This is a genomic window from Phormidesmis sp. 146-20 (genome assembly GCF_052939475.1).
The window spans coordinates 90,655-116,859 of record NZ_JBJPHT010000006.1; the positions used below are offsets into that span (position 1 = coordinate 90,655).

At 48.3% G+C, this 26,205-nt stretch carries 29 protein-coding genes, 2 tRNA genes and 1 other RNA gene; 14 read left to right on the forward strand and 18 right to left on the reverse strand.

The genetic code is table 11. The features are described from left to right. Positions 1–121 precede the first annotated feature (121 nt). The 3 genes from dcd to ACKFKH_RS07440 form a co-directional block, all read right to left on the reverse strand. Positions 122–703, reverse strand: coding sequence for a dCTP deaminase (gene dcd, locus ACKFKH_RS07430; protein ID WP_446857624.1), 582 nt, complete (start codon positions 701–703; stop codon positions 122–124). A gap of 9 nt (positions 704–712) precedes the next feature. Further along, positions 713–1,246 carry a P-loop NTPase family protein gene (locus tag ACKFKH_RS07435; protein WP_446857625.1) on the reverse strand — a complete coding sequence of 178 codons (534 nt, stop codon included), beginning with the start codon at positions 1,244–1,246 and terminating at the stop codon, positions 713–715. Positions 1,247–1,492: 246 nt separating this feature from the next. Next, positions 1,493–2,290, reverse strand: coding sequence for an MlaE family lipid ABC transporter permease subunit (locus ACKFKH_RS07440; RefSeq protein WP_446857626.1), 798 nt, complete (start codon positions 2,288–2,290; stop codon positions 1,493–1,495). Positions 2,291–2,570: 280 nt separating this feature from the next. Here ACKFKH_RS07440 and corA point away from each other — a divergent pair, with 280 nt between their 5' ends. Further along, entirely contained in the window at positions 2,571–3,737 is a 1,167-nt protein-coding gene (corA, locus tag ACKFKH_RS07445; RefSeq protein ID WP_446857627.1) for a magnesium/cobalt transporter CorA, read from the forward strand. A gap of 57 nt (positions 3,738–3,794) precedes the next feature. Here the strand turns inward: corA and ACKFKH_RS07450 are convergent, their stop codons facing one another. From ACKFKH_RS07450 to ACKFKH_RS07460, 3 genes are all read right to left on the reverse strand, one after another. After that, positions 3,795–4,163: a phasin family protein gene (locus ACKFKH_RS07450; protein ID WP_446857628.1), complete on the reverse strand. Its 369-nt coding sequence runs from the start codon at positions 4,161–4,163 to the stop codon at positions 3,795–3,797. A gap of 181 nt (positions 4,164–4,344) precedes the next feature. Continuing rightward, positions 4,345–4,441, reverse strand: an RNA gene (gene ffs, locus ACKFKH_RS07455) — signal recognition particle sRNA small type. 65 nt (positions 4,442–4,506) lie between these two features. After that, positions 4,507–4,773, reverse strand: a complete 267-nt coding sequence (locus tag ACKFKH_RS07460) for a YciI family protein (protein WP_446857629.1) — start codon at positions 4,771–4,773, stop codon at positions 4,507–4,509. Positions 4,774–4,915: 142 nt separating this feature from the next. Between ACKFKH_RS07460 and ACKFKH_RS07465 the strand changes: the two genes are divergently transcribed. Next, entirely contained in the window at positions 4,916–5,467 is a 552-nt protein-coding gene (locus tag ACKFKH_RS07465) for a 2'-5' RNA ligase family protein (RefSeq protein WP_446857630.1), read from the forward strand. 106 nt (positions 5,468–5,573) lie between these two features. Here ACKFKH_RS07465 and ACKFKH_RS07470 read toward each other — a convergent pair whose 3' ends face one another. The 4 genes from ACKFKH_RS07470 to lpdA form a co-directional block, all read right to left on the reverse strand. After that, the gene (locus ACKFKH_RS07470; RefSeq protein ID WP_446857631.1) at positions 5,574–6,704 is read right to left on the reverse strand and encodes a hypothetical protein; all 1,131 of its coding nucleotides are present in this window, start codon (positions 6,702–6,704) and stop codon (positions 5,574–5,576) included. Between the two features lie 152 nt (positions 6,705–6,856). Next, positions 6,857–7,129: a DUF5340 domain-containing protein gene (locus ACKFKH_RS07475; RefSeq protein ID WP_446857632.1), complete on the reverse strand. Its 273-nt coding sequence runs from the start codon at positions 7,127–7,129 to the stop codon at positions 6,857–6,859. 117 nt (positions 7,130–7,246) lie between these two features. Continuing rightward, positions 7,247–8,137 carry an indole-3-glycerol phosphate synthase TrpC gene (trpC, locus tag ACKFKH_RS07480; RefSeq protein ID WP_446857633.1) on the reverse strand — a complete coding sequence of 297 codons (891 nt, stop codon included), beginning with the start codon at positions 8,135–8,137 and terminating at the stop codon, positions 7,247–7,249. 245 nt (positions 8,138–8,382) lie between these two features. After that, a complete protein-coding gene (gene lpdA, locus ACKFKH_RS07485; protein ID WP_446857634.1) occupies positions 8,383–9,873 on the reverse strand; it encodes a dihydrolipoyl dehydrogenase in 1,491 nt (496 codons plus the stop codon). A gap of 240 nt (positions 9,874–10,113) precedes the next feature. Here lpdA and ACKFKH_RS07490 point away from each other — a divergent pair, with 240 nt between their 5' ends. Then, entirely contained in the window at positions 10,114–10,338 is a 225-nt protein-coding gene (locus tag ACKFKH_RS07490; protein WP_446857635.1) for a hypothetical protein, read from the forward strand. Positions 10,339–10,407: 69 nt separating this feature from the next. Here ACKFKH_RS07490 and ACKFKH_RS07495 read toward each other — a convergent pair whose 3' ends face one another. Both ACKFKH_RS07495 and ACKFKH_RS07500 read right to left on the reverse strand, forming a co-directional pair. Continuing rightward, complete coding sequence (locus ACKFKH_RS07495) at positions 10,408–11,205, reverse strand: TrmH family RNA methyltransferase (RefSeq protein ID WP_446857636.1); 798 nt, start codon at positions 11,203–11,205, stop codon at positions 10,408–10,410. Positions 11,206–11,366: 161 nt separating this feature from the next. Next, positions 11,367–11,450, reverse strand: a tRNA-Leu gene (locus tag ACKFKH_RS07500). Between the two features lie 229 nt (positions 11,451–11,679). Here ACKFKH_RS07500 and murA point away from each other — a divergent pair. The 3 genes from murA to ACKFKH_RS07515 all read left to right on the forward strand — a co-directional run bounded on the left by murA (position 11,680) and on the right by ACKFKH_RS07515 (position 14,101). Beyond that, positions 11,680–13,035, forward strand: a complete 1,356-nt coding sequence (gene murA / locus ACKFKH_RS07505) for a UDP-N-acetylglucosamine 1-carboxyvinyltransferase (protein ID WP_446857752.1) — start codon at positions 11,680–11,682, stop codon at positions 13,033–13,035. Between the two features lie 136 nt (positions 13,036–13,171). Next, complete coding sequence (locus tag ACKFKH_RS07510; protein ID WP_446857637.1) at positions 13,172–14,041, forward strand: M48 family metallopeptidase; 870 nt, start codon at positions 13,172–13,174, stop codon at positions 14,039–14,041. Beyond that, positions 14,020–14,101: transfer RNA gene (locus ACKFKH_RS07515), tRNA-Leu, on the forward strand. The genes ACKFKH_RS07510 and ACKFKH_RS07515 overlap by 22 nt, the downstream gene beginning before the upstream one ends. 483 nt (positions 14,102–14,584) lie before the next feature. Here the strand turns inward: ACKFKH_RS07515 and ACKFKH_RS07520 are convergent. From ACKFKH_RS07520 to ACKFKH_RS07530, 3 genes are read right to left on the reverse strand one after another with little or no spacing between them, the layout of a single operon-like run. Continuing rightward, on the reverse strand, positions 14,585–14,851 hold the full coding sequence (locus ACKFKH_RS07520) for a hypothetical protein (RefSeq protein ID WP_446857638.1): 267 nt from the start codon (positions 14,849–14,851) through the stop codon (positions 14,585–14,587). Between the two features lie 29 nt (positions 14,852–14,880). Next, entirely contained in the window at positions 14,881–15,507 is a 627-nt protein-coding gene (locus ACKFKH_RS07525; protein WP_446857639.1) for a TVP38/TMEM64 family protein, read from the reverse strand. A gap of 24 nt (positions 15,508–15,531) precedes the next feature. Beyond that, positions 15,532–15,765: a hypothetical protein gene (locus ACKFKH_RS07530; RefSeq protein ID WP_446857640.1), complete on the reverse strand. Its 234-nt coding sequence runs from the start codon at positions 15,763–15,765 to the stop codon at positions 15,532–15,534. A 375-nt stretch (positions 15,766–16,140) separates the two neighbouring features. Between ACKFKH_RS07530 and ACKFKH_RS07535 the strand changes: the two genes are divergently transcribed. After that, entirely contained in the window at positions 16,141–16,341 is a 201-nt protein-coding gene (locus ACKFKH_RS07535) for a LysR family transcriptional regulator (RefSeq protein WP_446857641.1), read from the forward strand. A gap of 206 nt (positions 16,342–16,547) precedes the next feature. Here ACKFKH_RS07535 and ACKFKH_RS07540 read toward each other — a convergent pair whose 3' ends face one another. After that, positions 16,548–17,420 (reverse strand): NAD(P)-dependent oxidoreductase, encoded by an 873-nt coding sequence (locus ACKFKH_RS07540; protein WP_446857642.1) that lies wholly within the window; start codon positions 17,418–17,420, stop codon positions 16,548–16,550. A gap of 207 nt (positions 17,421–17,627) precedes the next feature. On the opposite strand from ACKFKH_RS07540, the gene ACKFKH_RS07545 reads away from it, so the two are divergent. The 6 genes from ACKFKH_RS07545 to ACKFKH_RS07570 all read left to right on the forward strand — a co-directional run bounded on the left by ACKFKH_RS07545 (position 17,628) and on the right by ACKFKH_RS07570 (position 20,687). Next, positions 17,628–18,533: a LysR substrate-binding domain-containing protein gene (locus tag ACKFKH_RS07545; protein ID WP_446857643.1), complete on the forward strand. Its 906-nt coding sequence runs from the start codon at positions 17,628–17,630 to the stop codon at positions 18,531–18,533. Between the two features lie 228 nt (positions 18,534–18,761). Then, on the forward strand, positions 18,762–19,148 hold the full coding sequence (locus ACKFKH_RS07550) for a cupin domain-containing protein (RefSeq protein ID WP_446857644.1): 387 nt from the start codon (positions 18,762–18,764) through the stop codon (positions 19,146–19,148). A 76-nt stretch (positions 19,149–19,224) separates the two neighbouring features. Then, entirely contained in the window at positions 19,225–19,443 is a 219-nt protein-coding gene (locus tag ACKFKH_RS07555; RefSeq protein WP_446857645.1) for a hypothetical protein, read from the forward strand. A 141-nt stretch (positions 19,444–19,584) separates the two neighbouring features. Next, the gene (locus ACKFKH_RS07560) at positions 19,585–19,809 is read left to right on the forward strand and encodes a hypothetical protein (RefSeq protein WP_446857646.1); all 225 of its coding nucleotides are present in this window, start codon (positions 19,585–19,587) and stop codon (positions 19,807–19,809) included. A 186-nt stretch (positions 19,810–19,995) separates the two neighbouring features. Then, entirely contained in the window at positions 19,996–20,553 is a 558-nt protein-coding gene (locus tag ACKFKH_RS07565) for a GNAT family N-acetyltransferase (RefSeq protein WP_446857648.1), read from the forward strand. 2 nt (positions 20,554–20,555) lie between these two features. Beyond that, a complete protein-coding gene (locus tag ACKFKH_RS07570; protein ID WP_446857649.1) occupies positions 20,556–20,687 on the forward strand; it encodes a hypothetical protein in 132 nt (43 codons plus the stop codon). Between the two features lie 50 nt (positions 20,688–20,737). On the opposite strand, the gene ACKFKH_RS07575 is transcribed toward ACKFKH_RS07570, so the two are convergent. After that, complete coding sequence (locus ACKFKH_RS07575) at positions 20,738–22,258, reverse strand: hypothetical protein (protein WP_446857650.1); 1,521 nt, start codon at positions 22,256–22,258, stop codon at positions 20,738–20,740. Between ACKFKH_RS07575 and ACKFKH_RS07580 the strand changes: the two genes are divergently transcribed. Beyond that, positions 22,257–23,051 carry a hypothetical protein gene (locus ACKFKH_RS07580; RefSeq protein WP_446857651.1) on the forward strand — a complete coding sequence of 265 codons (795 nt, stop codon included), beginning with the start codon at positions 22,257–22,259 and terminating at the stop codon, positions 23,049–23,051. The two genes, ACKFKH_RS07575 and ACKFKH_RS07580, sit on opposite strands and share 2 nt — an antisense overlap. A 1,321-nt stretch (positions 23,052–24,372) precedes the next feature. Here the strand turns inward: ACKFKH_RS07580 and ACKFKH_RS07585 are convergent. After that, on the reverse strand, positions 24,373–26,103 hold the full coding sequence (locus ACKFKH_RS07585) for a ShlB/FhaC/HecB family hemolysin secretion/activation protein (RefSeq protein ID WP_446857652.1): 1,731 nt from the start codon (positions 26,101–26,103) through the stop codon (positions 24,373–24,375). Positions 26,104–26,205 lie beyond the last annotated feature (102 nt).

Sequence of the window (26,205 nt, forward strand, 5' to 3'; positions counted from 1 at the left end):
TACGTTTGAAGTTCTTGAAAACTCCCTAAATCTTCCACGAGTGAGGGAATCTAGCATTAAATCATATTAGCTGAAACGGACAATTTAATGCGCTCAAATCATCCGCTTCAACCATCTTTTCTCACACTCTCGCCAGCGTGACACGTTCTGATTGATCTTGATATTTACCACGCCGAGTTTCGTAACTGACTGCACAAGGAGCGCCTTCCAAAAAGAGCAACTGTACAATTCCTTCATTGGCATAAATCCGACAATCCGCACTCGACGAATTCGAGAATTCCAGCGTTAAATGTCCCCGCCAGCCCGCCTCAGCAGGCGTTAGGTTTGCAATCAACCCAATCCGCGCATAAGTCGATTTACCGATGCAAATCACCGTCATATTTTCGGGAACTTCTAGCCGCTCTAGAGCCACACCCAACCCATAGGAATGAGCAGGCAACACAAAGTAGCGGCCATTCTCATCTTCATGCAGTTGAGCAGGTTCCAAGTTTGCCGGATTGAAATGTTTGGGATCGACCACCGTGCCCGGAATGTGACGAAAAATGCGAAACTCAGACGCAGACAGACGCAAATCGTATCCATAGCTGCTCAACCCATAGGAGATCACAGGCAGACCCTCCACATGCCGAACAAGCTGCGGCTCAAAAGGAGCAATCATCCCCTTCTGCGCCATTTGAGTAATCCAGGTATCGTTTTTGATCATAGTGTTTGCCTATGGCTGGTGGCTGCGACGAAGTTCAGTAATTTGATCCGCTACATCTAAAATCGCCTGGGGCATCTCAGGGCCCGTCAGAATAATGTCAATTTGCCGAGGGCGACGCTTGAGAAATTCCAGCACTTCTGCTTGAGGAATCAGCCCAAAATTGATCGCAAGACTCAACTCATCCAACACAACCAGATCGTATTTGCCCTGACACACGACATCCTGCGTGTATTGCCACAATTGCAGCAGCGATCGCACCTCTGATTCATCTAACTCAGGAGTGTCAATACACCGGGGAATGTCACAACGAATCCAATCCAGACTTTGACTGAGCTTGACGGGGCGATCGTACCCCTGCCCAATGCCCCCTTTGAGAAACTGCACCACCAAAACCGACGTACCCTGGCCCGCAATTCGCAAAGCCTGAGCCATCACTCCTGTAAAAAAGCTGCGATGAAAGGAGGTAAATACCTGCACCAGCCCTTCTACACTGAGATGAAGGGGACGAGAATCAAAAACCGGAGTCTCAACTTGGGAAACCATAGCGCACTCAGTCAAAGGGTGAGAAAAGGAACGTAGTTTCTGAAGGCTCAGAAGTCAGATATAGCGTTTTTCAAAATATGCTTTCATATCAAACACTACATGCAGAGAAGCGTCAAGAGTATTCATGATCTTGTGGAGTAGTCTCGTGCAGCGCCTTCTCTCTGACCAATAGAATACAGAAAAGTTTGTTAGAAGTACAGACGTTCTAAAAAATGGGGGTGGATCAAGTTGTGGGAAGCAGTTGTTTTAAAGCCCTCGACTCACGCCAGTTCCCGTTCCCTGGAACATGATCCACGAGAGGAAGAAATTAGAGATAAAGATCGCCAGCAGCGAGGTCACAACGGCCGTGGTTGTCGATTGCCCGACTCCTTTTGCGCCTCCTGTGGTCGTCAACCCCCAGCTAGATCCAATCACCGCAATCAATGCCCCAAAGAAAAATCCTTTAAGGGGTGCACTACAGAGATCCCAGACGCTCAAAAAATTCTTGGCTGAGTTGATGAAAACCGTGTTGGAGATGCCATACAGCCCTTCAGCGACCAGCATTCCGCCAGCCATTCCTGTAAACAGAGCCAAGATCGTCAAAATGGGCAACATCAAGCAGCAGGCAATCACACGGGGAATGACTAAGTAATCGATCGGATCAGTCCGCAACACATACAGTGCATCAATCTGCTCAGTCACTTTCATCGTGCCAATCTCTGCTGCAAATGCTGATCCCACCCTTCCCGCTAAAATTACGGCGGTTAGAACAGGTGCCAATTCTCGCGACAAAGAAATCGCTAACACGCCCCCGACGGCCGTTCCTGCACCCAGATTGATAAACTCTCTAGCAACTTGAATGGTGAACACCATGCCCACAAAAGCAGCCGTCAATAACGCAATCAGCAGCGAGGCCGGGCCGACAGCAGCCATTTGCTCGATCGTATTGCGTCGATTAATTTTGCCACTCAGTAAGTGAACGAGGACTTGCCCACCCAGCAGCACCGCAGATAAAAGGCGCTGGCTCCACAGTCCCAAAGCAGAATTTGAAGGTGTCTCAGTCAACGGAACAGTACTTCTAGCAACTATGTTGACAGGATATCAGGTTCACTCAGAGTCAGAGAAGTTGCCAAGACAGACTTTAGACTTGTCTGCGTAGAAGTAAAGAAGGTTAACCCATATTTTCACCCTTTTCCCAAGCTTGTCCAATCACTCCTAGTTCTATATTCTGGTAGCGATCGTCTACAGTCTAGGGAAGCAGACCCCTTGATCTGAACGTAAAATCCAAGATTGAGGGCATCTTAGCGATCGCGTTCCTCAAGCAGACATATAAGGTGAAATTCGCATGGTAGCAAAGCGTCTTCAGGCTCCAAGACCCGTAGTTCAATCGGATGAGGAAGACTCGTCGATCGAGTACTTTTATGATGTGCCCGGTAGTATGCCTGGGACGCTGAGAATTGACGTAGATGCCGCTCCTTCTGAGATCGTCTTGATCGACTACAACGAAGCCAACGCCGTGCGTCTTCAGATTGAGTCACCGCGAGTCTGTGCAGAGTATCTAGACACCGAATCTGTCTCCTGGGTAGATGTCAAAGGACTCGGCAGCGAAGACATTTTGAATGAACTTGGGGAGGTTTTTAGTTTGCATCCCCTCGTGTTGGAAGACGTGGTAAATGTGCCGCAACGCCCCAAAGTCGAGGAATATGAGAATCAACTGTTGCTCATTTCGCGAATGGTGATGTTGAGACGATCGTCCAGTGGTTTTCACACCGAGCAGGTCAGTTTTGTGTTAGGTCGTCACTACTTACTCACCGTTCAAGAAGAGCCTGAGCGCGATTGTTTTAACGCTATTCGAGAACGCATTCGTACCAGTAAAGGCACTATTCGCAAACACAAAGCTGACTATTTGATGTACGCGCTGTTGGATTCGATCGTCGATGGTTTCTTCCCAATTTTGGAGCGCTACGGAGAAGAAATTGAAGGTCTCGAAGATGAAGTGGTCGAAAATCCTACTCACAAAACGTTAGAAAAGATTCATAAAATCAAGCGAGAATTGTTGACGCTGCGGCGATCGATCTGGCCCCAACGCGATGCGATTAATTCTCTAATTCGAGATGGCAGTGACTTGATTTGTGATGAAGTTCGGGTGTATTTACGCGACTGTTACGATCACGCCGTTCAAGTGCTGGATATGGTCGAAACCTACCGTGAGCTGGCTTCTAGCTTGATGGATGTCTATTTATCTTCCGTCAGCAATAAAATGAACGAAGTCATGAAATTTCTAACGATCGTCTCCACCATCTTCATTCCCCTGACCTTTATTGTTGGAGTCTACGGCATGAATTTCAACACTGATAAGTCACCCCTCAACATGCCAGAGCTAAATTGGTATTGGGGCTATCCGTTGTGTTGGGCAGTGATGATGGCGATCGCCGTTTCTCTGATCTTCTTCTTTAAGCGAAAAGGCTGGTTTGAGAACTTTTCAGCAGTCAAAGGAAAGAGTAGGGAGTGAAAAAAGCTTCATAATTTACTAGATACCACTCCCCGTTTCCCTAACTAATTTCTCTAACTAATCTCGCTTTAACCGTCGTAATTCATCTTGCAAATCCATTACTTGCCGCCGCATGTCTTCAACGCTGTTTTGAGGAGTTGCCGCAGTCGGTTCCTCATCGTCGTCTAAAATCTCAATCTTGCGAGGCTCCGAAGGTTTTGGGTCATTTGACTGTGTGACGGGCGGTTGTTGGGCGCGATTGACCATATCATCAACAAACTTGCGCGCATCCTCAGCCGACATTTCACCGCGCTCGACCATTTCATCCGCCAATTTTTGCACCTGTACGCGAAGCTCACTCAGCTTTTCTCCTGCCTTTTCTCCCGCGTAAGAAGCCACTCCAATCCCCAGATACACCGCTTTCTGCACTAGATCTCCCAAACCCATATCCTTTAAACTCCCATGTCATCCGTTTCTTTTAGGGTACAAAGAAAACCGGAGACGCGCCCACGGGGGTTTACCGCACTCAAGTAAGACTAAGGAAAAGATTGCTGAATTCAAGGATGAGTTATCAAGATTCTATTTGAAGTGCAGAATCAAGAATCCATCTTAAAGTCTTTAAAATTAAAGTGACCCGGAGACTACGCCTATCTTGAGCATCCCGTATTGCTGCTGCCTTCCGGCCCTGACAAGATTTAGGTGTCACGATCGCATAGATCCGAGTCACTTATTAGAATAACACTGTTGAGCGCGATTGGTTTTTATTCAACGGATTCTTCTTGCCTTGCCGCTACTCCACGACGACACGCCATTCATAAAGCTTGTAGTTGACACAGCTGTTTTGAATTAAGGGATCTTTGGCGACGATCGCCTTTGCCTCATCCATCGACTGCGCCTTAAAGAGAAGCATTCCGCCCCCGTAGTGTGCCCAATAGCCTGTGCGAGCTTCGTGACCTTGATCAATGAGAGATTTGACGTAGGCTTTGTGAGCAGAGACGTAGCGATCGAAGATACTCTTATCTACAATTCCCTCTTCGATCTTCACAAACCAAGGCATTAGTATTCTCTTCCTTAGAATCTTTTTACTCAAGTTTCCCATTCTGTAGCTTACAGTCAGAACGAGTCTGGATAGAAATTTTCACGCTAATTGGCTCATCTACAGATGCTCCTCTACATAGTTGTTTTTATAGTTGTTCTTTATGGCTCTGATGCAACGCTTTTTCATTGCGCTTTTACCTCCCCAAGACATTCAAGATCGGGTGACTGAGATAAAGCAATATTTTACAGAGCATTATGCGACTCGTCACGCTCACAAATCGCCGCCCCACATTACCTTGCAGCCTCCGTTTGAGTGGCCGTCTGGAGAAGTTTCACAGTTAGAGCAGAGCTTAAAATCGTTTGCTCAAAAGGCGAGGAAGGTACCGATCGTATTGGACAATTTTGCAGCGTTTCCGCCTCGCGTCATCTATATCAATGTTCTCAAAACTCCTGACTTGCTGACATTACAACAGCAGTTGATGGCTCACCTCAAAGCGACCCTGAGCATCGTTGATCCGGTTTCTAAGTCTCGTCCCTTTGTGCCCCACATGACCGTAGCGTTTCGTGATCTGACTCGACAAAATTTCGCTGTCGCCTGGGAAGCGTTTCACAACAAATCCCTGCACTATGAGTTTGTGGGCGATCGCTTGACGCTATTGGTTCACACGGGCGATCGCTGGACTGTCGCCTCTGAGTTTCCGTTTCTCGCTTGAATAGACAACAGCAAAGCCCTTAAAGGTACGTCAGTTCGACAACTTTTTTCGCTTCGATGTTCTGCGCTTCTGCCCCCAATCTCACCGAATTCACGTTAAAGCAAAGCTAGGTGCGATTGCGGTAGATGCGGCGGCGGGTGAGAAAGTCTGGAAGGTCAATTTTGTCTGGATTTGACGGCTCAGTTTTGAAGGTTCGCCCCGCTTCCATCGTTTGAAGGGCGGCAAAGAGGTCTGCGACTTCTGGTGGGAGGTTGGGAATCTGATCCAACACGTCTTTGAGCCGCGTCACCTTTTCTTGAGCATTGTAAAAGCGATCTTTCCAGTGCTGTACGGCGGCCTCATACTCGCTGGCCTGCTGGGCCTGACTGAGAATTTGCTCTTGCATTTCGGCAGATTGTCGCTCTAGCTCGGCGATGCGCGTTTGACTGAGTTCTCGATCGGCTTCCAATTCCTGACAAGCTTGCTGAAGGAGGACTTGATTGGCCATCTGTTTGGCGATCTGCGCTTCGAGTTCTTCGACTCTGGGTGGCAGGCTGACTTCTGAGACGGGGGGAGAGTCCATCCCTTGCGCGTAACTCGAAGCAATTGTTTCTGGGGCAAAATCTCCTTCTAGTCGCGCTTCTAGCTCGTTGATTGCAGTGTGACGATCGCTCAACTCTCGATAGAGCCGCATGATTTGTTTTTGTGCGTCACCCAACTGCGCTTCTAGAGTGGCGATCTGCGATCGAGCCGCTTCTAACTCTGAACCAGATTGCTGCTCTAGAGAGGACTGTAACGCTTCGATCTGACGCTGCTGGATCTTGGAGCGATCGGACAGGGCCCGTAGCTGCTCTAACTCGCACTGTTGGCTCTGTAGAGACGCTTCTGCGGCTTCTAATAAGGCTTGATAGTGACGTTCTCGCTCTCTAGAGGCGTGGATTTCTTGCTCTAATGAGGCTTGTTTTTTGGCAAATAGCAGCTTGAGTTGGTGGATAGCCTGCTGCTGGACGTTGGCGATTTCTTCGGTCGAGGCGAGTTGATGCTCTAAAAACTGCTGGTCAGTAATCTGCGATCGCAGTTCATTAAGATTAGCGATCGACTGATCCAGCGCTTGCTCTAGATTTTGAATCCGTTCCGTCTGGTTACGAAGTCGCTGTTGTAGCTGGTCTAGCGCTGCCGCCGTTGAAGTGTCCACTGTAAAACTAACGGAGTCCTGATCCGCCCATTCAGAACCATGAGAAGAGTTCGGCTCGACCACCTGGAACCTCCCAAAAATCGCTCCCAAAATCCAGCTACCCGCGCAGCCAAAAAGGGTCTTGAGCGATCATAAATATTGCGATATAGCTTACACGGATTGGCCGTTTCCTGCCTCCGTAACCGATTAAGTTTTGCGATGGGCTGCGGCAATCTCTAAACTTTTGGCTCCTGTGGCAAGATAGCGGCTTCTAGGGGAGGCGCTTCGACTCGGTTGAGTGACCAGCGATATTCGATCGGTAGCTTGAGGCGATCGCACTCAGACTCTAGCTGTTTCTGTTGAGAAAGCGCCTTGCGAAGCGTAATGATCAACTGCTGAACCTGTTCGCGCTGTTTCCCTTTGTAGCCGACTGCAAACATCGTCTGACGCTCTAAGAGTTGCAGCAGTAATTCGTAGTGAATGTGCGAAGGAAGAGGAATTGGCTCCATGTAACGCTAACCTACTGCGGGTAAATAAGATTTGAGCAGAAAAAACCAGACAGATGTAGAATCCTGGATTTTAGACGCATGAATGTACTCAAGTTCAAATGTCTAAAGTTCATTCGTCTAAAGTCTAGCCCCAACGAGTTGCGCGAGGGCTTGACCAGGATCAGGCTGCTTGATTAACGATTCGCCAATCAGGACAGCTTTAGCACCTGCTTGTGACACCAGGCTCAGATCGTCGGAGGTGTGGAGTCCCGATTCGCTCACGACCAGAATATTCCGATCGAGAAGCTGGCTTCGTCGCTCAGACAGCAAATGAGTCGTGGTGTGCAGGTCAACCGAGAAATCTTTGAGATTCCGATTGTTGATGCCCACCATCGTCACGCCCTCTAGCGACAGAACGCGATCAAGTTCTTCTAGAGTATGCACCTCGATCAGAGCAGTCATGCCCAATGTTTTGACAATCTTCAGGAAATACTGCAAATCTTTGTCAGAGAGGATCGCAGCAATCAGCAAAACGGCATCTGCGCCCTGCGATCGGGCCCAATACATTTGATAGGGATAAATGATGAAGTCTTTACACAATAGCGGTAGATCCACTGCTTGGCGAATGGCTGCCAGGTTTTCAAAGCTCCCCTGAAAGAACTTCTGATCCGTCAGCACCGACAGGCAAGTTGCGCCCCCCGTTTCGTAAGACTGAGCGATCGTCACTGGGTCAAAATCTTCGCGAATCACCCCCTTACTTGGAGAGGCCTTTTTTACCTCTGCAATCACAGCCGGGGTCGTTTTGCCGTTTTGCAGCGCTGCCAAAAAGTCACGAGGAGCCGGAGTCGTCAGCACTTTTTTCTGCAATTCAATCAAAGGCACCCGATCGCGCTTTTGGTCAACTTCGACTTCTTTGTGCCAGACGATTTCCTCCAAAATATGACGCGGTTCAGAGCCGGGAATCGTAGACAGATAGCGTAATTCCTGCACAGACACCCCAGGATTGGGCGAACGACGGCGAATCTCCATTGGGCTAGTCACAAATAGCAAAACTTGACATGGCGCGACTGCAAGAGGGGCGGGCCTCCAGCAGAATCTCATTAGTAGCGTAACGCAATTCGGGGAAGGGATGAAGGAGGGAGGAGGGAAGAGGGAGGAGGGATGAAAAAGGCAGGAGATGTGAGGTGTGAGATTGAGAAAACACAGGTCAGGCTTTCAAATCAGGTGCGACTCAAATCAGTACAACTTACTTTTCATCCCTCCTCCCTCTTCCCTCAATGCGTTGCCGCCCGTTTGTAGGCTTCGTCTAAAATCTCGGACAGCGTGGGATGGGTGTGGACGAGGAAGGCCAGCGAGTGGACAGATTGACGGTTGGCGATCGCGTTGGCGGCTTCTTGAATCAAATCTGCGGCGTGGAGTCCGATAATGTGGGCCCCCAAAACTTCGCCCGTGTCGGAGCGGTAGATTAGTTTGGCGATGCCTTCAGATTCTCCTTCGGCGATCGCTTTGGCGTTGCCTTTAAAGTAAGTTCGGACAGCAGATACTTCAAACCCTTCAGTCTTGCCCAATTCTTTGGCCGCAGGTTCGGTCATGCCCACAAAGCTGATTTCGGGATGGGTAAAGGCGGCTGCGGGAATGCTGCGATAGTCGATTTCGCGGGGACGATCGCAAATGTTCTCAATGGCCACGACTCCTTGAGCGGCCGCCGTATGAGCCAGCATCATTTTGCCCGTCGAGTCACCGATCGCCCACAAATGAGGCACCGACTCGCCATCTGACAGCACTTCCATACGATCGTTAACGGGAATGTAGCCCCGGCGATCGAGTTCGACGCTGACGGTTTCGAGTCCCATGTCTTTGGCGACTGGAATCCGACCTGTAGCAATCAGGCAGGCATCGACTTCTAAAAGTTCGACAATCTCTTTGGTCTTAGCGTCTGCAAGCTCAATCACGACGGGCAATCCCGGTGTCACCTTCATCGCTAACATGCCGACTTTGGTTTCAATGTCGCGAGGCGTGATCAGAATGCGTTGGGCCAGCTTGGCAATGTCGGGATCAAACCCTGGCATCAGTTGATCCAGCGCTTCGATCAGGGTCACTTCACAACCTAGAGCCGTGTAGACATCTGCAAATTCTAGACCGATGTAGCCGCTGCCGACGATCGCGATCCAGGGGGGCAGGCTTTCTAGCTTGATCGCATCGTCACTGGTGAAGACGGTCTTACCATCAATCTGCGCTCCCGGCGGCACAAACGGAATAGATCCGGGTGCCAGAATAATGTCTTTCGCCCGAATAATTTTCTCGCCCGCGTCGGTCGTGACGGAGACTTTCTGCGACCCGGCGACCCGTCCCCAGCCCTGAATCACGTCTACACCGATGCGCTTTAAGCTACCAATTAAGCCTTCTCGCTGCTTGGTGACAATCCCGCTGGCATGATCGGCGATCGCTTGGCGATCAAACGCCACATCTCCAACTTGAATACCCAATGACTTCAAATGGTGTGCATCACGCAACTCACGAACTCGCCCAGCGGCCGCCAACAAAGCTTTGGAGGGAATGCAGCCTCGATTAACACAGGTGCCGCCCATATCTGCTGCTTCGATGATGGCAGTCTTTAGCCCACAATCGACCGCGTGAAGAGCCGCACCATGCCCCCCAACGCCTGCGCCAATAATGACCAAATCATAATCAAATTCGCTCGTCACGTCGTCCTCCCGGTGCAGTTTCTTTTCTTTATTCTCATCTGTGTAGGGCGCATCAGACAACTGTTCTCTGGTGAGTGAGGCCTATGATACGATTTCGGCGGGTTGAATATTTGATCGGGAATGGGCATCTTAGTGAGGGTAGAAATCTGTGAAAACTGGATCAACCCGCTTTACATCAATGGTTAAGTGTCGCTCTCTGAGTGATTTTTTGAGAAGTTGCCGACCCGATTTTCTGACGGGCACTCGGTCTCAAGCCACAGCCGTTCGGCGTTTTGATCCTTGAATTTGGAGTCAAGCACTATGGATTCGCATCAGCAAGAACTGCGACGTGCCGCAACAGAAGCCTTTTTTGAGTCGCTCGACAAGCTCCAAGAAACGTTAGGTGTTGATGGGCAACCTGTGCCAGTTTCTCCCCAAGAAGCGGCTCCCAATCAAGAAGACAGCGAACCTGAAATGAGTCTGGCGAGTCTAGAGCAGGCTGTAGCAGACATTGAGCAATTTATGCAGGCGAGAGAAGAAAAATAGCTTTCGCCCCCTGAATCCGATGAATCCCTGACTTCGGTTGCTGACCTTGAAGGCTTTCTAAACGTCTCCTTAAGCCAGATTTGTGGAATCTTCAGAGGCGCTCTGTCTTTTTGCTTCATACAACAGTAGGGCGGCGGCGATCGCCACATTTAACGACTCCACCCCTGGACTTAAGGGAATCGTCACCTGACAATCTGCCAGCGCTCTCAAGTCTTCAGACAGTCCCGCCCCTTCATTACCCAACAAAATCAGGCTGGGCCGACAAAAATCCACTTGCCAGTAAGTCTGCGTTGCGGTCGGAACGGTGGCCACAATCTGCATTCCTGCCGCCTTGCAGTTGAGAATTTCTGTCCTCAAATCCGCACTCACCGCCATCGGCAATCGAAACCACTGACCTGCGGACGATCGCAACACTTTCGGATTATCCAAATCCACGCTGTCGTGACTCAGCCACAGTCCATCTGCCCCTACCGCCGCCGCCGTGCGAATCATCGTCCCTAAGTTGCCCGGATCTTGGATGGTTTGCAGCATCAGTCCGAGCTGAGTGAGATGAATCGAATTGGTATGAATCCGTTCAATAGTGGCAACGATGCCGTCTGGTTCGACGGTGGTGGCGATCGCTTTGAGGACTTCAGGCGCGACAAGGAGCGATCGTTGAGCCGTTTCAATGGCTTTCTGCCCCAGATTAGGGTGCTGACTCAACCAGGTTTCTGTGTAGCAAACGGTGACAAAGGGCACTTGAGCGAGACAGGCTTCTTCGATTAAATGCGTTCCTTCGATCAAAAAAAGCTGCTGCTCTCGACGGTCTTTGGCGCGATGCAATTTGCGTAACTGCTTGACAAGAGAATTTTGCAGGCTGGTTAACATTGCAAGGCAGTACTGAATTTTAGGAGTCGCAGAATGATTAAACTTTCGTTACAAACACACGATCGCCCATAAGCAAATTCACGGCGTAACAAAAGGCTCTTCACAAACAAAAGACCCCGCTCAAAACTTTTTAGTCTAGTGCAGAGTCTCTTTGTCAAAGATGCGGAACCCGGGACTTGAACCCGGAAGTCCTTGCGAACACTAGAACCTGAATCTAGCGCGTCTACCAATTCCGCCAGTCCCGCATGAACTGTTTTAGCGTCACGATCTCCTATACTGCTGCATGAGTTCATAGTTTGTCAAGCGTGACCTTAAAAGAATTTTGTTGATACCAGAAGCGACTCACACGGTTGTTTTTAGCGACTGGCAGATGAAAGGCTGGACATCTACGAAGTTTCCGGTAGAATCGAAACCAAATTTGACGTTGTAAAAATATTAACCCAGGAGGACAAACCCATTACTTCCGCTCTCAACCTGTCTAATTCTTATTCTTCCCCCGAAGAAAGTAACTCGGTACTTCAAATCTGGGGCAAAACGCCTCTAAGTGGTCATGTCAACATCAGTGGGGCTAAAAATGCGGCTCTGGTGGTGATTGCAGGAGCGTTGCTGTGTTCTCAAGACTGCCGGATTCGCAATGTTCCGCTGTTGGCGGATGTGACTCGCATGGGTGAGCTTCTATCAGCGCTGGGCGTGAAGTTTCGGCAGCATGGAGATGTTCTGGATATTGACGCAACCCAGATCAGTCATTCAAAAGCGCCTTATGAGTTGGTGAGTCAGCTTCGGGCCAGCTTTTTTGTGATTGGGCCGCTGTTGGCGAGATTGGGGGTGGCGCGGGTGCCTTTACCGGGGGGCTGCTCGATCGGGGCTCGTCCCGTTGATCTTCATGTGCGTGGCTTGCAGGCAATGGGCGCAAATGTACAAATCGAGCATGGAATCGTTCACGCTTATGTGACAGGAACCAGCAAGCGGCTAAAAGGGGCCAAAATTTATCTCGACTATCCCAGTGTGGGCGCGACGGAAACCTTGATGATGGCGGCGACGCTGGCAGACGGTGAGACGACGATCGAGAACGCCGCTCAAGAACCAGAAGTTGCAGATCTGGCCAATTTTTGTCGAGCGATGGGAGCCAAAATTCGAGGAGCCGGGACGAATACGATCGTCATTTCTGGCGTACCCCATCTGCACACAACTGACTACAGCATCATTCCCGATCGCATTGAGGCGGCAACGTTTTTGATGGCGGGGGCGATCACGCGATCAGAAATCACCCTGTCTCCTATCATTCCTGACCACATCACGGCGATCCTGGCCAAAATGCAGGAAATCGGCATCAGAACCGTGATGGACAGTCCGAATCGGATGCGAATTTTACCCAAACAGCGCTATCGATCGACCGACATCGAAACCCTGCCTTACCCTGGTTTTCCCACAGATGTGCAGGCTCCGTTTGTGTCTCTATTGACCCTGGCAGAGGGTGACAGTGTGATCAGCGAAACGGTGTTTGAAAATCGCCTGGGACACGTCCCCGAATTAAACCGAATGGGGGCAGACATTCGCGTCAAAGGCAATCACGCCATTATTCGCGGCGTTTCGATGCTGTCGGGTGCGCCTGTAGTGGGGACTGACTTGAGAGCCTCTGCGGCCCTGGTGGTGGCAGCTTTGGCAGCCGAAGGCAAGACCACGCTTCAGGGATTACAGCACCTCGATCGCGGCTACGAACATCTGGAACTCAAACTTCAAAAGCTCGGAGCCAAACTTCAGCGCGTCCAGGAAGACACCATCACGGAGCCGATTCTAACCCCTGTCGATTCTCCCGTTTCGTCAACCTAACTCCAGCGATGACCTGATGAACGATGAATGGCACTCGATCGACCTTCATCCTTCATCCCTCATCCCTCATCCCTGTTCGCTCATCCCTCCTTCCTGTTCGCTATACTGACTTTGAGAGTCCTTTCTAGCTCCCCACATGTCTTTCTCAAAGTCTCTTTTGATTGGATTAAAGGCTGATCAATTCCGCCACCCTCTGGATTTGGAAGCCACCAACGCCCTCAAGCAGCTTCCCGGATTGGATATGGTGATCCGTAATCTGCTGGGCCCCGTGGCAGAACAGTTTTTTTATCTAGAAAATATCGCCTCCAGCATTTTGGTCAGTGAGCAACAGCTTCCTCACCTTCATGGTTTGTTAATTGAAGCCTGCCGCGTGTTGGACATTGAGCCGCCTCAACTGTATGTCCGTCAACACCCGGTGCCCAATGCTTACACCTTTGCGATGCGTGGCAAACAGCCCTTCGTCGTCATGCACACGTCGCTGATTGAGTTGCTGACTCCCGAAGAAATTCAGGCGGTCATTGCTCACGAGTTGGGACATCTCAAATGTGATCACGGGGTTTATCTGACGCTGGCCAACATTATGGTTCTGGCGGCGGGCCAGCTTCCTCTGGGAGAATTTTTGACGCAGGGATTGCAGAGCCAAATTTTAGCCTGGGTGAGATGTGCAGAATTTACGTGCGATCGTGCCGCCCTGCTCGCTACTCAAGACCCCAGAACAATTATGTCGGTGATGATGAAACTGTCGGGAGGTTCGCCCTCGCTGTCGAGTCAGCTAAATCTAGATGCCTTCATTGCTCAAGCGAGAGCCTACGACGACGTTAGCAAAAACGAGCTAGGCGAGATGTTGAAGCAGTTGCAGACGGCACAGCTAACTCATCCGGTTCCGGTTTTGCGGGCGCGAGAAATCGATCGCTGGGCCAGTAGCCAAACTTATGAATCCTTGTTGCAAGATCGAAAAGTAAGCTACAATGGTGAAGCGAAAACGGGCGGATGGCGAAACTGGTAGACGCACCACACTCAAAATGTGGCACCGAAAGGTATGGGAGTTCGATTCTCCCTCCGCCCATCAAACTTAAGTTAGCGTTATTCAACAAGTCCAGGCAACGACTAGGCTTACCGCCGCGCGAACAACCTTTGCAAATCAGACAACTATTTTGAGACACAGTGACTTGTTTTGTTAAGGTGCGGTGGTAGGTGGGATAAGAATTACTCGTGGACTGCCTTCTTGGATTTAATCACCTCAATTACATGATCGTGCCCCGCTCGATCGCATTGTTAGACTGTGCCTCATCGATAGGCTTCTAACCAGGATCACAAAGTTTCAATTCTGACGCTTCCACCCTCAATAGCATCAACCTGCAATCGATGATCGTAAAGTAGTGCCATCCCCAGCAGGGGTTCTGTTTCTGATTCTGCAATATAAATTTCGCGGTACTGCCCATCCCGGTAGTCAGGGCAAACGCATAAAAAAATTGGGTGACTGCCCTGCAAGGCTTCCAGACCTCATGGGCAGAAATGCTTAGAGGCTGAAATCCTTAATCTGAAAGGATCAACAATTTTCATGCGTTTGCCCTGGTACACAGCCCATGTTAAGGCAATCTCCGCCCATTAAATGTTTTTCGATCAGTGCCACCTTCAATCCTAGCCCTAATCCTGCGACCCCTGCGGCAACAACCAATCCAGCAGTTCCGGCTTCAATCACGACGAGATCGTAACAATTGGCAGGTTGAGGATTCACCCAGTCCATTGGATGCACATGCGAAATCAGGCGTTGATTATGAATATCAAGTGGAGCAGTAATCAATTCTTCTAGCATCGTGAAAACCTATTTGCAAAGTCTGAACGTTATCGTGAATTGACGCTTTTCTGAAGAGCGCTGCGGGCAATGCGGGTGATATAGAGCGTCACTGCGACAGTTGCAATCAAGCCAACGATGCGGATGACCCATTGCACTCTCTGGGCTTCCGGACTTTGACCTGAGTTCTGAATGGTCGCCAGACTACCTGCCAAAGAACCAATGTACACATACATCATGGTTCCAGGAATCATGCCTACACAGCCGAGAACATAGTCCCGCAAAGACACTTGCGTGATGCCCAGAGCATAGTTCAAAAGGACAAAGGGAAAAACGGGGGATAAGCGCGTGAGCAAAACAATCTTTAGCCCTTCGCGTGCGATCGCAGCATCGATCGCGCTGAATTTATCATGACTAGCGATTCGCTTAGCCACCCAGCCTCGCGCCAGATATCGTCCGATGAGAAATGCCAATGTCGCACCGATCGTTGCTCCGATAAACACATAAATCGTTCCTAGAGCAACACCAAAAACCACACCTGCTCCTAATGTTAGAATCGAACCTGGAATAAGCAAAACAGTTGCTAAAATATACAGCCCGATGAATACAACTGCGCCAACAGTGCCTAAATTCTGAATCCAAATTAGCGTTTCGTATAGTGCATTTTGAAGGTTCAATGGTTCTACTCCTTTCACTTCATCCTATGAATTTTTGAGTGAGCGAGACTGAAATTGCAAAAAGAATGCAGTACCAGTGCCCCAAGCGGCATTCAGGATCAAACCCAAGAAAATTCCGTTCGGCGTAACCGGAACTCCTTGCAGCGGGAACACCACAAAAATTGAAACTAGCGTAGGAGCAAGCATCCCAAATAGGAATGCTACGCCCCAGTAGAAAAAACGCTGTTGAATTCGATTGAGCACAACAGCCAGACCCATTCCCCAAACTCCTCCCCAAAAGGCTAAAGACCAGAAGAAGGGAATTCCAAACGGTCTAGTTGGGGCACTTGGATAAGGGGCAATGGGTGTGAAAGCGATCGCATGTAAAAAGCCAGCATTCCTTGATGAAATACCAGCGTGGACATAAATCCAGCCACGAAAGCAATCAGAAATCGCAATAATTTACGCTGAAACATAATTAGATCGAAATATTGCTCAAGTCGGACAATTAGCTAAAGATACCTGCTGCAATAAAACAAATAAACGTAAACTCATGAACGACTCTCATGCGGAAGTTGCACGAATCCTCGTTCCTTGAGGTAAGATTTTAGGTAGGGAAATCGTGGATTAGCAGGTTATGTGATCCCTTTAACAATGGATATATCAGTACTGCAACTCTTCGTGGAAGTTTTCAGGCAAGGTAGTTTTGCCGCTGTTGCCCGCGATCGCAATCTCGATCCTTCTTCGGTTTCACGGGCGATCGCAGGTCTAGAAGAAGAACTGGGTATCAGATTATTCCAGCGCACCACGCGGCAATTATCCTCCTCATCAACGTGCTTCCAGATTACGAAGTGACGGCGAAAGGTTTTAGCACCACTGCTTGGCTCGTTTATCCTTCTCGTGCTTGTATTCCACTCAAAGTTCGAGTCTTCATTGATTTTCTGAAGAATCTTAGGTTGTCTGCTGCCGCTTATCTTAGTCGTTAGCTGGCTCTATTTTGGGTTGGGGTAATCATTTAAATTCTTTCTACTGGTAGTTCAACTTTTCATTAGAAAAGGTATTTAGACAAAAAGTTGAACGATGCCTGTAATATTCTCACTACCATGACCTTGAGCGATCGCAGTTCGGTAAATACCCATAACAGCAGCGGCTGCTGGAATCGTTGCCTCCAAACTTTGAGCGGTTTGAGTCACGTAGCGAAAATCTTTCTCGACTAAATCAATTGGAAATAGCGGTGCATGATTTTGGGACACCATCAAACTTCCGGCTCCTTTGGCTGCTGGGCTGAGAACGGGCAAATCTCCCAAGCATTCCATCGTTTTTGCTGGACTGATGCCATTTTTGGATAACAGTCCTAACAATTCTGCCAAAGTTGCGACCTGAATACCAAAGAGGGCATTGACCGCGAGTTTCATCACCATACCTTGCCCCACTACTCCAACGTGATGAATTGTCGCAACCCCAGCATCAGTTAAAATAGGTTGCACCTGCATCAAGGTTTCTGCCTGTCCACCGACGAGCGAGATTAGCTTTCCAACTTCTGCTTGAGGGCGGGAACCAACCACAGGTGCATCGAGAAAACCTGCCCCACTCTGGGCAATGGCTGCGCCCAATTCTTGAATCCAATCCACGGTCAATGTGCTCATTTCAATCGCGATTTTATCTAGCGTTAATCCCAAGATTGCACCTGTTTCAGCAGCAAGCCACACTTGGCGCGAGATCTCATTGTCCGTTACCATACTAAGCACCACATCGCTTTGCTCAGCAGCAGCACGGGGACTTGTCGCAAAAGTTGCCCCAAGATCGACCAATGGCTGCGCTTTTTCGATTGTGCGGTTATGTACAACCACTGGATAACCCGCATTGAGAAGGTTATGAGCAAGCCGCGAACCCATCGCACCCAGACCAATTATCGCAACTGTTTTCGGGTTCATCCCTACATATCTCCTGAATTAATTTTCGAGATGGCCTAACTGTAGGCACTGCTAAATTAATAATAAACACAAAAATATGAACTTCTGTCGTGTAATATTCGCACGAATCCCTCATGACTCCTGCATAAAAACTTTTAGAATCCAATAAAAAATAGACATTAATGCTTACAATGCAGTAATTCTTTGATCAAACCTTGGCATTCGTCTATGGAATTATCTGTCCTGCAAACCTTTGTAGATGTCGTCAAGCAAGGCAGCTTTGCGGCTGTTGCGCGGGAGCGAAACGTCGATCCTTCATCCGTGTCACGGGCAATCGCAGGTCTAGAAGAAGAACTGGGTATCAGATTATTCCAGCGCACCACGCGGCAATTATCCCCAACCGAAGCCGGGATGACCTATTTTGAGCGCGTCGAGTCACTGGTTGAAGAACTCCAGCAAGCCACTGCCATCGCCACAGACGTTTCTAGCCAACCCAAAGGAAAACTTCGCGTCACAGCTTCCGTTTCTTTTGGTCTCAAGTGTATTGTGCCGCTATTGCCTGAGTTTACTCAACGGTATCCCGATCTCACAATCGATCTACTGCTGTCGGATACTATTGTTGATTTGTTCGCTGAAAGAATTGATGTGGCGATTCGACTTGGACTTCTTCCAGACTCAACCCTAGTTGCCCAACAACTGATGCCGACTGACTACTCTGTTTGTGCCAGTTCAGATTATCTCAAGAGATCGGAACAACTTAAAAACCCCGTCGATTTAGCGCAGCATAACTGTCTGCTATTTCCGTTCGCAGGGTTTCGATCTAGATGGATCTTCAAGGATCAGAAGGGAGAACTGAGCGAAGTTCCAGTTTTTGGACGCACGTTAATTTCTAGCGCAATCGCTCTTCAGCACTGCGCGATCGCAGGGATGGGTTTAGCTCTGCTTCCGATCTGGCTGATTGGCGAGGATCTACAAGCTGGGACACTCATCAACGTGTTTCCAGATTACGAAGTGACGGCAGCAGATTTTAGCACCGCTGCTTGGCTTGTTTATCCTTCGCGTGCTTATATTCCACTTAAAGTTCGAGTCTTCATTGATTTTCTTAAGAATTTTATTTCGAGCTATGTTTACTAAGATTCATCTGTCATTGCCGCAAGCTAACAAGTCGATGAAGCGGACAGTCAAAATATCTTGGTAGAGTCGTCAAGGCTATCTGCCGCCACTTATCTTAGTCGTTATGCCGCTCACGTTTCGGCTGGTGGCAGTGGTTTGAAGTCATTGGTCAGGAGGCTTATCGTGTCGGTACTTGACCATTTTGAGCAAATGTACTAGCTTTGTCTCAGTCGTTTTTAAGAGGCAAACGTGGACACGATAGACATACAATCTGCACTTGAATCTGTCGGCAAGCTCGAAATTACAGAGCAAACCACAAGTAATGATGCCAGTGCAGCAATGAAAGTACTTGGTAATTTCAATCAATGCATGATGGGGATGGTCTGCTTCTCAGGCTCAACGCCCTGGGAGCGTCACCCCGGTGATGAGCTTCTTCACATCTTGGCAGGTAATGTAGATGTCACAGTTTTGAGCGATGGTCAAGTGAAGAAAGTTTCTCTGCATACAGGGAGCATTTTTATCGTTCCATGTGGCTTGTGGCACAAACAGCATTCACGCGAAGGTGTAAAACTGCTTTTTGTTACATCGCAAGAAGGCAATGAAGCGTCAGACGCAGAAGATCCTAGCGACATTTAGAGGGTGTGGTTTGGCAATGATTAAGGTCGGTTGGAGAAGTGCTAGGCTGATGGAATGATGACTAGGAGACTCTGATATGGCACCCACTGCTCAACAAGTTTATAACGAGGTCATTCGAGCTTTATCGCCGACAGAACGCTTGCGGTTGGCAACGCTAATTCTAAATGAGTTAGTTCAGCAAGATTCGCCTATGATTGACCAAAGTGATGCTTGGACTGAGCAGGATCAGATGGATGTTGTTAATTTCTCGTTGCAATATGCAGCTTCCCTGTTCCCCGATGAGGAGGCTGTTTAGTGTCATTTAATCCTGGTGATTTGGTGAGCGTTGATTTTCCTGGTGCAACCGGAATGAAACGTCGTCCCGCTGTTGTTTTGTCATCTGCAACGTAATTATGCGATTCGTCCAGATCTTATTGTCGGTCTGATTACTTCTCAAATGAAAGGATTAGGCGCGACGGATTACGTGCTTCAAGATTGGGCAGCATCCGGGCTAAGAGTTGCATTCGTGTTTCGGAGTTTCATTGTTACGCTACCAACTTCTACCAATATTGTGCAAATTGGTCAGTTGTCAGAACGAGATTGGAAAGGTGTTCGTAGCTCTGTAAAAATGGCTTTTGCCGAGTTGGATAATCCGTTGAACAATCAGTCAACCTCGCCGTAGAGATCGCGGCACAACAAGTCGCTGCACCAGAACAATGAGATTAGTCGGTTGAGTTTGAGAAGTTGCCTGTGTCCGGTGAGTGCGGACATTATGCGGCTCAATTTGTCGGTGAGGGAACAAGCTAAAGCTATTTATCGTTTAGCATCGAGTGCAATCTCGTTGAATCAACGTTAGCAACGTTAAATGATGAGCCTACAACTTTCTTTTCAATCTCTATTGATCGGCACAGAGCGTGAGTTATTAGCAGATTGGTTGTCGAGCGATCGCTGGATGTATCACGGAGATCCTCAACTGAGCCGAGAAAAAGTGCTGGAATGGGTTGACCAGGGCGAATTTACTGGAACTAATTGTCAGACTTTTTGGATTGTTGCTAACTCCGATCAACGAGTTGGATTGATTCGATTGTTCGATCTCGATGACATCGATGATGGTTCTCCTATGTTCGATTTACGCATTCAATCTGAGTATCGAGGACAAGGCATTGGTAAGAGAGCACTTCAATGGTTGACGGCTTATTTGTTTGAAACATGGTCTGAACTTGAACGCATTGAGGGCAGTACTTGCGTTGATAACCTCGCGATGCGGAAAGTTTTTTTACAGTGCAACTATGTCAAAGAGGGGCACTTCCGAAAAGCTTGGGTGACTGTCGATGGCAAACGGTTAGATTCAATTTGCTATGGAATTCTGCGGGAAGACTGGATAAATCAGACGATTACGCCTATAAATTGGAATGACGAGATGTAAACTTGCGGTCTGTTTTGTTTTGTAGCTTATGGCGATCGCTGCATAACGACCCGGTTGGAGCGGACTGGCAGAGATGCTTGGTGTTGTGGCAAACGTTACTGGCAGCCGCTCAACCGGAACGTTATGTTGCTTAACCCACTGGTGAGGGCGTAGTTGAGAAGACACTTGTTGGATAAACTGCGGCTCATAACGGAGAATCTGGAAACACCACCTTGCCTGAAATATCTTTAAAGCAACCTGTGCGAATTTGCGTGGCAAGTTCATGCTCAAAGTCAACCCAATGCTTTAAGCGTGGACGTGGCAAAGAATAGAGAAGTGCATCTCGAATTGTGCTGTAGTTATTTCTCCAAAATGGAATTTCTCTTAGTTTTTTTGTTCTGAAGAAATCTGCTAAAACTGGAATATTACCTCGTCGGGCAAGGAGAAACTGGATCTGAGGATCGGTAGTTAAAGCAAGTATTACCCTCATTGCATACTGTCTGTTTTCATATTCAGGATGCCTGGGTTGTCGCGGTAATGCCAAACACCATACACCCATAACAGGGTGTTGAGCGAGTCTTTGGAATTCTATTTCATTCAGAATAGATGTATCTTTACTCAAAGAACCACTGATCCATCCGGGCCAGCCGAGAGTAACAGCTATATTGGAGTTTTCGGCAAGTAAAGATTTCTGTAGTTTCTCAAAACCTATACCAACCGAATAACGATAACGATCTGTCGAGTGGATAAAACGATTGTACATCCAGTCACTTGCTTCCCTTGCCTTGTCTATGTTGATGATCACTGCACCATATTCATTATAGTTATCTTTATGATCGAGCGAACGTAGAATCTCCCAGAAAATTTCGACTATTTCATTATCTGTGTCATCACGAATGACCAACGGGCAGATTTCAGTCCCTTGAACCGCAGAATAAAAGTCTTGGAGCGGCAATAAGTTAAGATGATCCAGATTCCGATTTAGCTTATGACGCATTCTTCTCTGTACATCACAACGATGAATCAATAATTGCACATTTCCAAGCATGGGAAGGGTCGCTACTTGTTCCTGATGGACACAGACATGTCTAAATGATTCAATAAATTTCTGACCGAAAAGCTTTTTCTTATCAAGACCTTGCTCTGAGAGGTATTTGATAAAAAGAACTTCCTCACTCAATGGGTAAATGCTATCCCAATATGATGGAATCCAAGGATCGTCTAGCATGATAATGTCGTAGGCGTTTGGTTTTCGGAATTCCTTTTCTGCTGTCTCATAGTCATGCGGAGTAATTTTGAATTTAATTTGTGACTGCTGCTCTAGTTGGAATGTATTGGTAACATGTTCAATATCTTTCAGTAGTTCTGCAATGAATTCATACGATTCAGATGACAGTCCAATTTCCAACTCCAGAATGCGTTGGTTAGTTCGATGTGTTTCACTGGTCAGATCAACAACGTCCTGCCAGGGTAGTTCAAGAATTTTGCAAAAAGCTTGAAAAGACTTAGCGTTGATGGATGCTGAACCTTCTATAAAACGCTTCCATGTACCTTCGGAACATCCATCTGCATAGGGAGGATCAGTGCTCCAAGTTTTTTCAGATTCTAGCTCTTGACTGGCTTCCTTAAGCCATAGCGGATCGTATGTATTCAATCCTCGCTCTGACTTAGCTATCTTTAGAGCTTGCTTAACCTTTCCTAATCCTTCTTTAGAGAGCCGAGGCATGTATCTCACTCATCATCAAAACGTCAAGCTCAATTTTAGATCAGTTTTAGATCAGTTAGATCAGCATGGCTCTTCCAGAAGTTCACTTAAACTGCATCTAGAGATAACTATTTTTTTTCGGCACTATGCAGGTGGAAAACATTTTGGAGTTACCACTATGCTTACTTGCCAGAAGTTCACTGTTACTGCTTTAGGGGTACTTGCTACCTGTTCGGTATCGCTAGTTAGCCAAGCTGCATTTGCGGCAGAAGCACGCCTTCAGATGAATTTGTTTTGTCAGGAGCAGAATGAAAATGGTGATGATGAAATTTATGTAGTCGTGTCCTCAAGTGATAGACAGAGTTTCCTTGCATGGCAAGGTGACATGGCAGATGACAAAAAGAGTAAGCGGAATACTGGTGCTTTCGACATTGGGCGATATAACCTGCGTCCTGGACAATCAGTTGCTCTAGTGGTGAATGTGTTCGAGAAAGATGGGCAGGATTACAGACCTGGATTGCGAGCAGGAGTCCAAGTTGCTCAGGCTCTAGGTTCAGTTGCCTTGGGGGTACCTATTCCAACTCAGATCGGTGGCTTAGATGTAAATTCAATCATTGGTGGGATTGGAATCAACACTGATGACTGGATTGGAGCTTTCTCTGTCCTTGTCAAGGCTGACTCAAATGGGAATTTGATTACTGAGTTTAGTCCCAAGGCACGATCTCGGTGGATGTCTAACGGTACTATGCGTTTGGATGGTGATGGGGGCCGCTATTTTCCTTTCATCTTCATCAATGGTGAGCGCCGACTGTAGAAACAGAAAAACCATGAAGCGGAGTAAAGGATGTTCTAATGTAACCTCGCTTCATGGTTTCCTGATCGTAAGCTCTTTGAAATCCATGCTATTGCTGAGAAGATCGCAGCATAACAAGTCGTTGGAGCGGCGAATGAAGACTTGTCACTGCGTTTAGATGTTGTTTACCGCCGCTCAATTTTGCCGTTAGCTGGCTTGGGTTATTGGAGGAACGTTCATAGACACTGTTGGCGAGAGCAGATTAATTGAGAGGTGTTTGGTTATGAGTAGTTGGATTGTTACTGTGAGGCAGTTTTAGTAGAAAAGCTTATTCATAACAGCTTCAATCTTGACCGGACTTGGGACATACAAAAATTCCTCAAAAATGTTTCTGAAGGAGTTCTTGATGCTTACAACTATTGTGGCGGAGATAGCATCCTTAGCCAGGATTATACCTATTTGAAGTCTAAGGACAAAACACTCACGCTGTTAATTTAATGTGGCAAGGTGGAGATGGCTGAATGGCATTCTTGACTATCAAAGACAACTGCTAAGAGCCGCACAAGTAGCCTGCGAGGGAGATATGAACAGTGTCAAATGGTATGATTCTTTTAGTATTCAGAGTGAATCCATGTTGTCGCGATCGTTCCTCTAACCAATCCACCAAAGCCTTCCTCAGCAGAACGCAAGCTCAAGTCTATGGAGCCACAAGTTTCCTAAAAAGAACGCAAGCTCAGGTCTATGGAACCATCAGCCTCCCCAGGAGACCTTAAACTCAAGTTGGTGCCACGACAAGCTTCTTTAGGATCGCGAATTAAATGAGATCGTTTATTGCCAAGCGACTTCGCCCCCTAAATCCCCCATTCTGGGGGACTTTGAGATCAAAAAAATTCTGGAATTCAAAACGGGTTCGAGCTTCAAAGTCCCCCAAATTTGGGGGATTTAGGGGGCTGCAACCCATTAAAACGAAGCCAAAATCAACTGACCAAGCATATTTAGAGAATTTCAGGCTAATAAACTCGCGTTCCTTAGAAGAACTCAAGCGCAAGTCTATAGAATGGGTTCTCTCCGTACAAAGCCGCACCAAAACTCAGGTTGACTCGAACTTCACCAAACCAGCCTGGCTTCTTCCCAAAGTGAGCGATCAGGCAGACGTTGAAAGGGTGAATAGCAATCCCAACAAATCGCTGCACTCATCCTTCTCTAGTTCTCTTGTCTGGCGATCGACTCCCCTTGGGGTGGATGAGCTGCGTCGTTGGCAGGTTCTAAAAACAAAAGCGAGAAATCGGGACAATTCGACATCTGGTGAACCCGCATTCAATCCCATTCCTCGCTCAACTGATTAGAGGCGATAGCCCACACTAAAAAAGAACCCCTTGTCTTGAGCATTGTTGCCTTCGTCGGTCAGTCTGACAAACGGGATGGCATAGTCGAGACGCACCACAAACCGGGGAGCAGGTTCCCAGATGAGTCCAAGCCCGGCGGCGGCCAAGAAAGTTTCGTTGGTTAGCTTATTGGGATTGCTCGATTTGTTCCAGACTGAGCCAGCTTCGATAAAGGGCGCAAGCTGCAAGGTTGGCACCCCAGACGCATCGCGCAAAATGGCAATTCGATCTTCGAGAGACAGCCGGAAACCATTGTCACCCGATCGCGCATTTTGCCGATAGCCCCGCAGAGATTGTCCGCCCCCAATTACAAACTGCTGAGACGGTAACAAACTGTCTGGAGTCAATTGCACATCCGCTTGAGCGATTAATAAGTGATTGTTGCCAAGACGCTGAACGCGCTGAATCTGACCCAACCAGCTAAAAAAGCGACCATCAGGAACCGGATCATTATTGGTCGTAGCATCGAACACATCCAGACCGAGACTAAACTGCGATCGTAGCGCCCAAGCTCCTTGAGGGTCTCGTCTTACATAATCTTGACCAAACTTCAGTACACGAGTCTGGCTATTGCCATCTGCGTCGGGGCCAATTCCAAATGGGAAAGGGGTGTCGTTAAAAAGAAAGGTTTGTCCGTCTTGAAAAGCAAAGCCTAGAGAAAGCGCTAATTCTTCGCGGGGCGTGCGGATAATCGGCTGACGATAGCTGACTTCGTAAAGCGTCGTATTACTCCGAATGTCAAAGGCTGCAAAATCAGAGGCAATAATTCTACTCTTACTAGGAGACACGCGAAGCTGAACTGTGCCATTCATCGCATTCACAGGCACCCGATAGTTAAAGTCAAACACATTCGAGCCACCCTGGAGCGATCGAAAGTAAGAGACACTCACTTCATCCCCCAGTCCGGTCGGGTTGCGGTAGCTCAAAACGGCACCCAGTCGCTCAGATCCGACGCTCGGCGGCGAGAAGTTATCCACCCCGATGTAGCCGTTCACGGCTTGAGATTCTTTGACTCGCAGGGTGAGAATGCTTTGTCCGAGTCCAGTTCCGGGGCGTAGACTGGCTTCTACATTGTCAAACAGCGGATCAGATTTGAGCAGTCTTAGCTGATCTTCTAGGCGGTCTTTGTTCAACGGAACGCCCGCCCCAAGTTGAACGCGACTGCGAACGTAGGATGGCTTCAATCGCTGAGTGCCCTCGATATCAATTCTTTCAAGTGACCCTTCAACCACCCGAATTTGCACCACGCCCTCGACGATCGCCTGATCCACCAAAACGGCTCTCGACGTGATGAAACCCCGGTTTAAGTAAAGCTGAGTAATCGCGTCTGCAACCGTTCTCAATTCTTCGAGACTGACAGAGCGACCTTCGATCGGCGTAGTAATCGGCCTGATGTCACCTGGCTTGAGAATCGTGCTGCCCGTCACTTCGATTTTGCGAACGGGAATGGTAACTGGGGCAGTGGGTTCGGGAGCGGTCGGAGTGGGTGTGGGTGTGGGCAACGTCGGTTGCTGGTCGCTGGGCGGGAGGGGCTGAGGACTGGGAATCGGCTGCGGAAAGCGATCGAGGCTGGGATTGGGAAGCGTGGTGGGTTCGGTTTGAGCGATCGTCGGGGCAGACATCGCAAAGACCGCCAGAATGACTGGAAAGGCAACTCCACAACTCACCACAAAAGACCTTAAAGACATCGGACTAGTACCCTTGGTTAAACGGCTGAGACTGAAAATTTAATCTGAGAAGGTTGAACGCTGGAGAATGACGGCTTCAGGTCTTTGATAACCGCAAGACAC

Bases quoted from the DNA above. Each gene is read 5' to 3' on its own strand.
- ACKFKH_RS07465 (WP_446857630.1), top strand. From the start codon at position 4,916: ATGGCTCTGATGCAACGCTTTTTCATTGCGCTTTTACCTCCCCAAGAC.
- ACKFKH_RS07585 (WP_446857652.1), bottom strand. From the start codon at position 26,103: ATGTCTTTAAGGTCTTTTGTGGTGAGTTGTGGAGTTGCCTTTCCAGTC.
- ACKFKH_RS07510 (WP_446857637.1), top strand. From the start codon at position 13,172: ATGTCTTTCTCAAAGTCTCTTTTGATTGGATTAAAGGCTGATCAATTC.
- corA (WP_446857627.1), top strand. From the start codon at position 2,571: ATGGTAGCAAAGCGTCTTCAGGCTCCAAGACCCGTAGTTCAATCGGAT.
- ACKFKH_RS07490 (WP_446857635.1), top strand. From the start codon at position 10,114: ATGGATTCGCATCAGCAAGAACTGCGACGTGCCGCAACAGAAGCCTTT.
- ACKFKH_RS07435 (WP_446857625.1), bottom strand. From the start codon at position 1,246: ATGGTTTCCCAAGTTGAGACTCCGGTTTTTGATTCTCGTCCCCTTCAT.
- dcd (WP_446857624.1), bottom strand. From the start codon at position 703: ATGATCAAAAACGATACCTGGATTACTCAAATGGCGCAGAAGGGGATG.
- trpC (WP_446857633.1), bottom strand. From the start codon at position 8,137: ATGGAGATTCGCCGTCGTTCGCCCAATCCTGGGGTGTCTGTGCAGGAA.
- ACKFKH_RS07475 (WP_446857632.1), bottom strand. From the start codon at position 7,129: ATGGAGCCAATTCCTCTTCCTTCGCACATTCACTACGAATTACTGCTG.
- ACKFKH_RS07565 (WP_446857648.1), top strand. From the start codon at position 19,996: ATGAGCCTACAACTTTCTTTTCAATCTCTATTGATCGGCACAGAGCGT.
- ACKFKH_RS07560 (WP_446857646.1), top strand. From the start codon at position 19,585: ATGAAAGGATTAGGCGCGACGGATTACGTGCTTCAAGATTGGGCAGCA.
- ACKFKH_RS07520 (WP_446857638.1), bottom strand. From the start codon at position 14,851: ATGCTAGAAGAATTGATTACTGCTCCACTTGATATTCATAATCAACGC.
- ACKFKH_RS07540 (WP_446857642.1), bottom strand. From the start codon at position 17,420: ATGAACCCGAAAACAGTTGCGATAATTGGTCTGGGTGCGATGGGTTCG.
- ACKFKH_RS07545 (WP_446857643.1), top strand. From the start codon at position 17,628: ATGGAATTATCTGTCCTGCAAACCTTTGTAGATGTCGTCAAGCAAGGC.
- ACKFKH_RS07555 (WP_446857645.1), top strand. From the start codon at position 19,225: ATGGCACCCACTGCTCAACAAGTTTATAACGAGGTCATTCGAGCTTTA.
- ACKFKH_RS07495 (WP_446857636.1), bottom strand. From the start codon at position 11,205: ATGTTAACCAGCCTGCAAAATTCTCTTGTCAAGCAGTTACGCAAATTG.
- ACKFKH_RS07460 (WP_446857629.1), bottom strand. From the start codon at position 4,773: ATGCCTTGGTTTGTGAAGATCGAAGAGGGAATTGTAGATAAGAGTATC.
- ACKFKH_RS07535 (WP_446857641.1), top strand. From the start codon at position 16,141: ATGGATATATCAGTACTGCAACTCTTCGTGGAAGTTTTCAGGCAAGGT.
- ACKFKH_RS07580 (WP_446857651.1), top strand. From the start codon at position 22,257: ATGTATCTCACTCATCATCAAAACGTCAAGCTCAATTTTAGATCAGTT.
- ACKFKH_RS07530 (WP_446857640.1), bottom strand. From the start codon at position 15,765: ATGGGTCTGGCTGTTGTGCTCAATCGAATTCAACAGCGTTTTTTCTAC.
- ACKFKH_RS07450 (WP_446857628.1), bottom strand. From the start codon at position 4,163: ATGGGTTTGGGAGATCTAGTGCAGAAAGCGGTGTATCTGGGGATTGGA.
- ACKFKH_RS07575 (WP_446857650.1), bottom strand. From the start codon at position 22,258: ATGCCTCGGCTCTCTAAAGAAGGATTAGGAAAGGTTAAGCAAGCTCTA.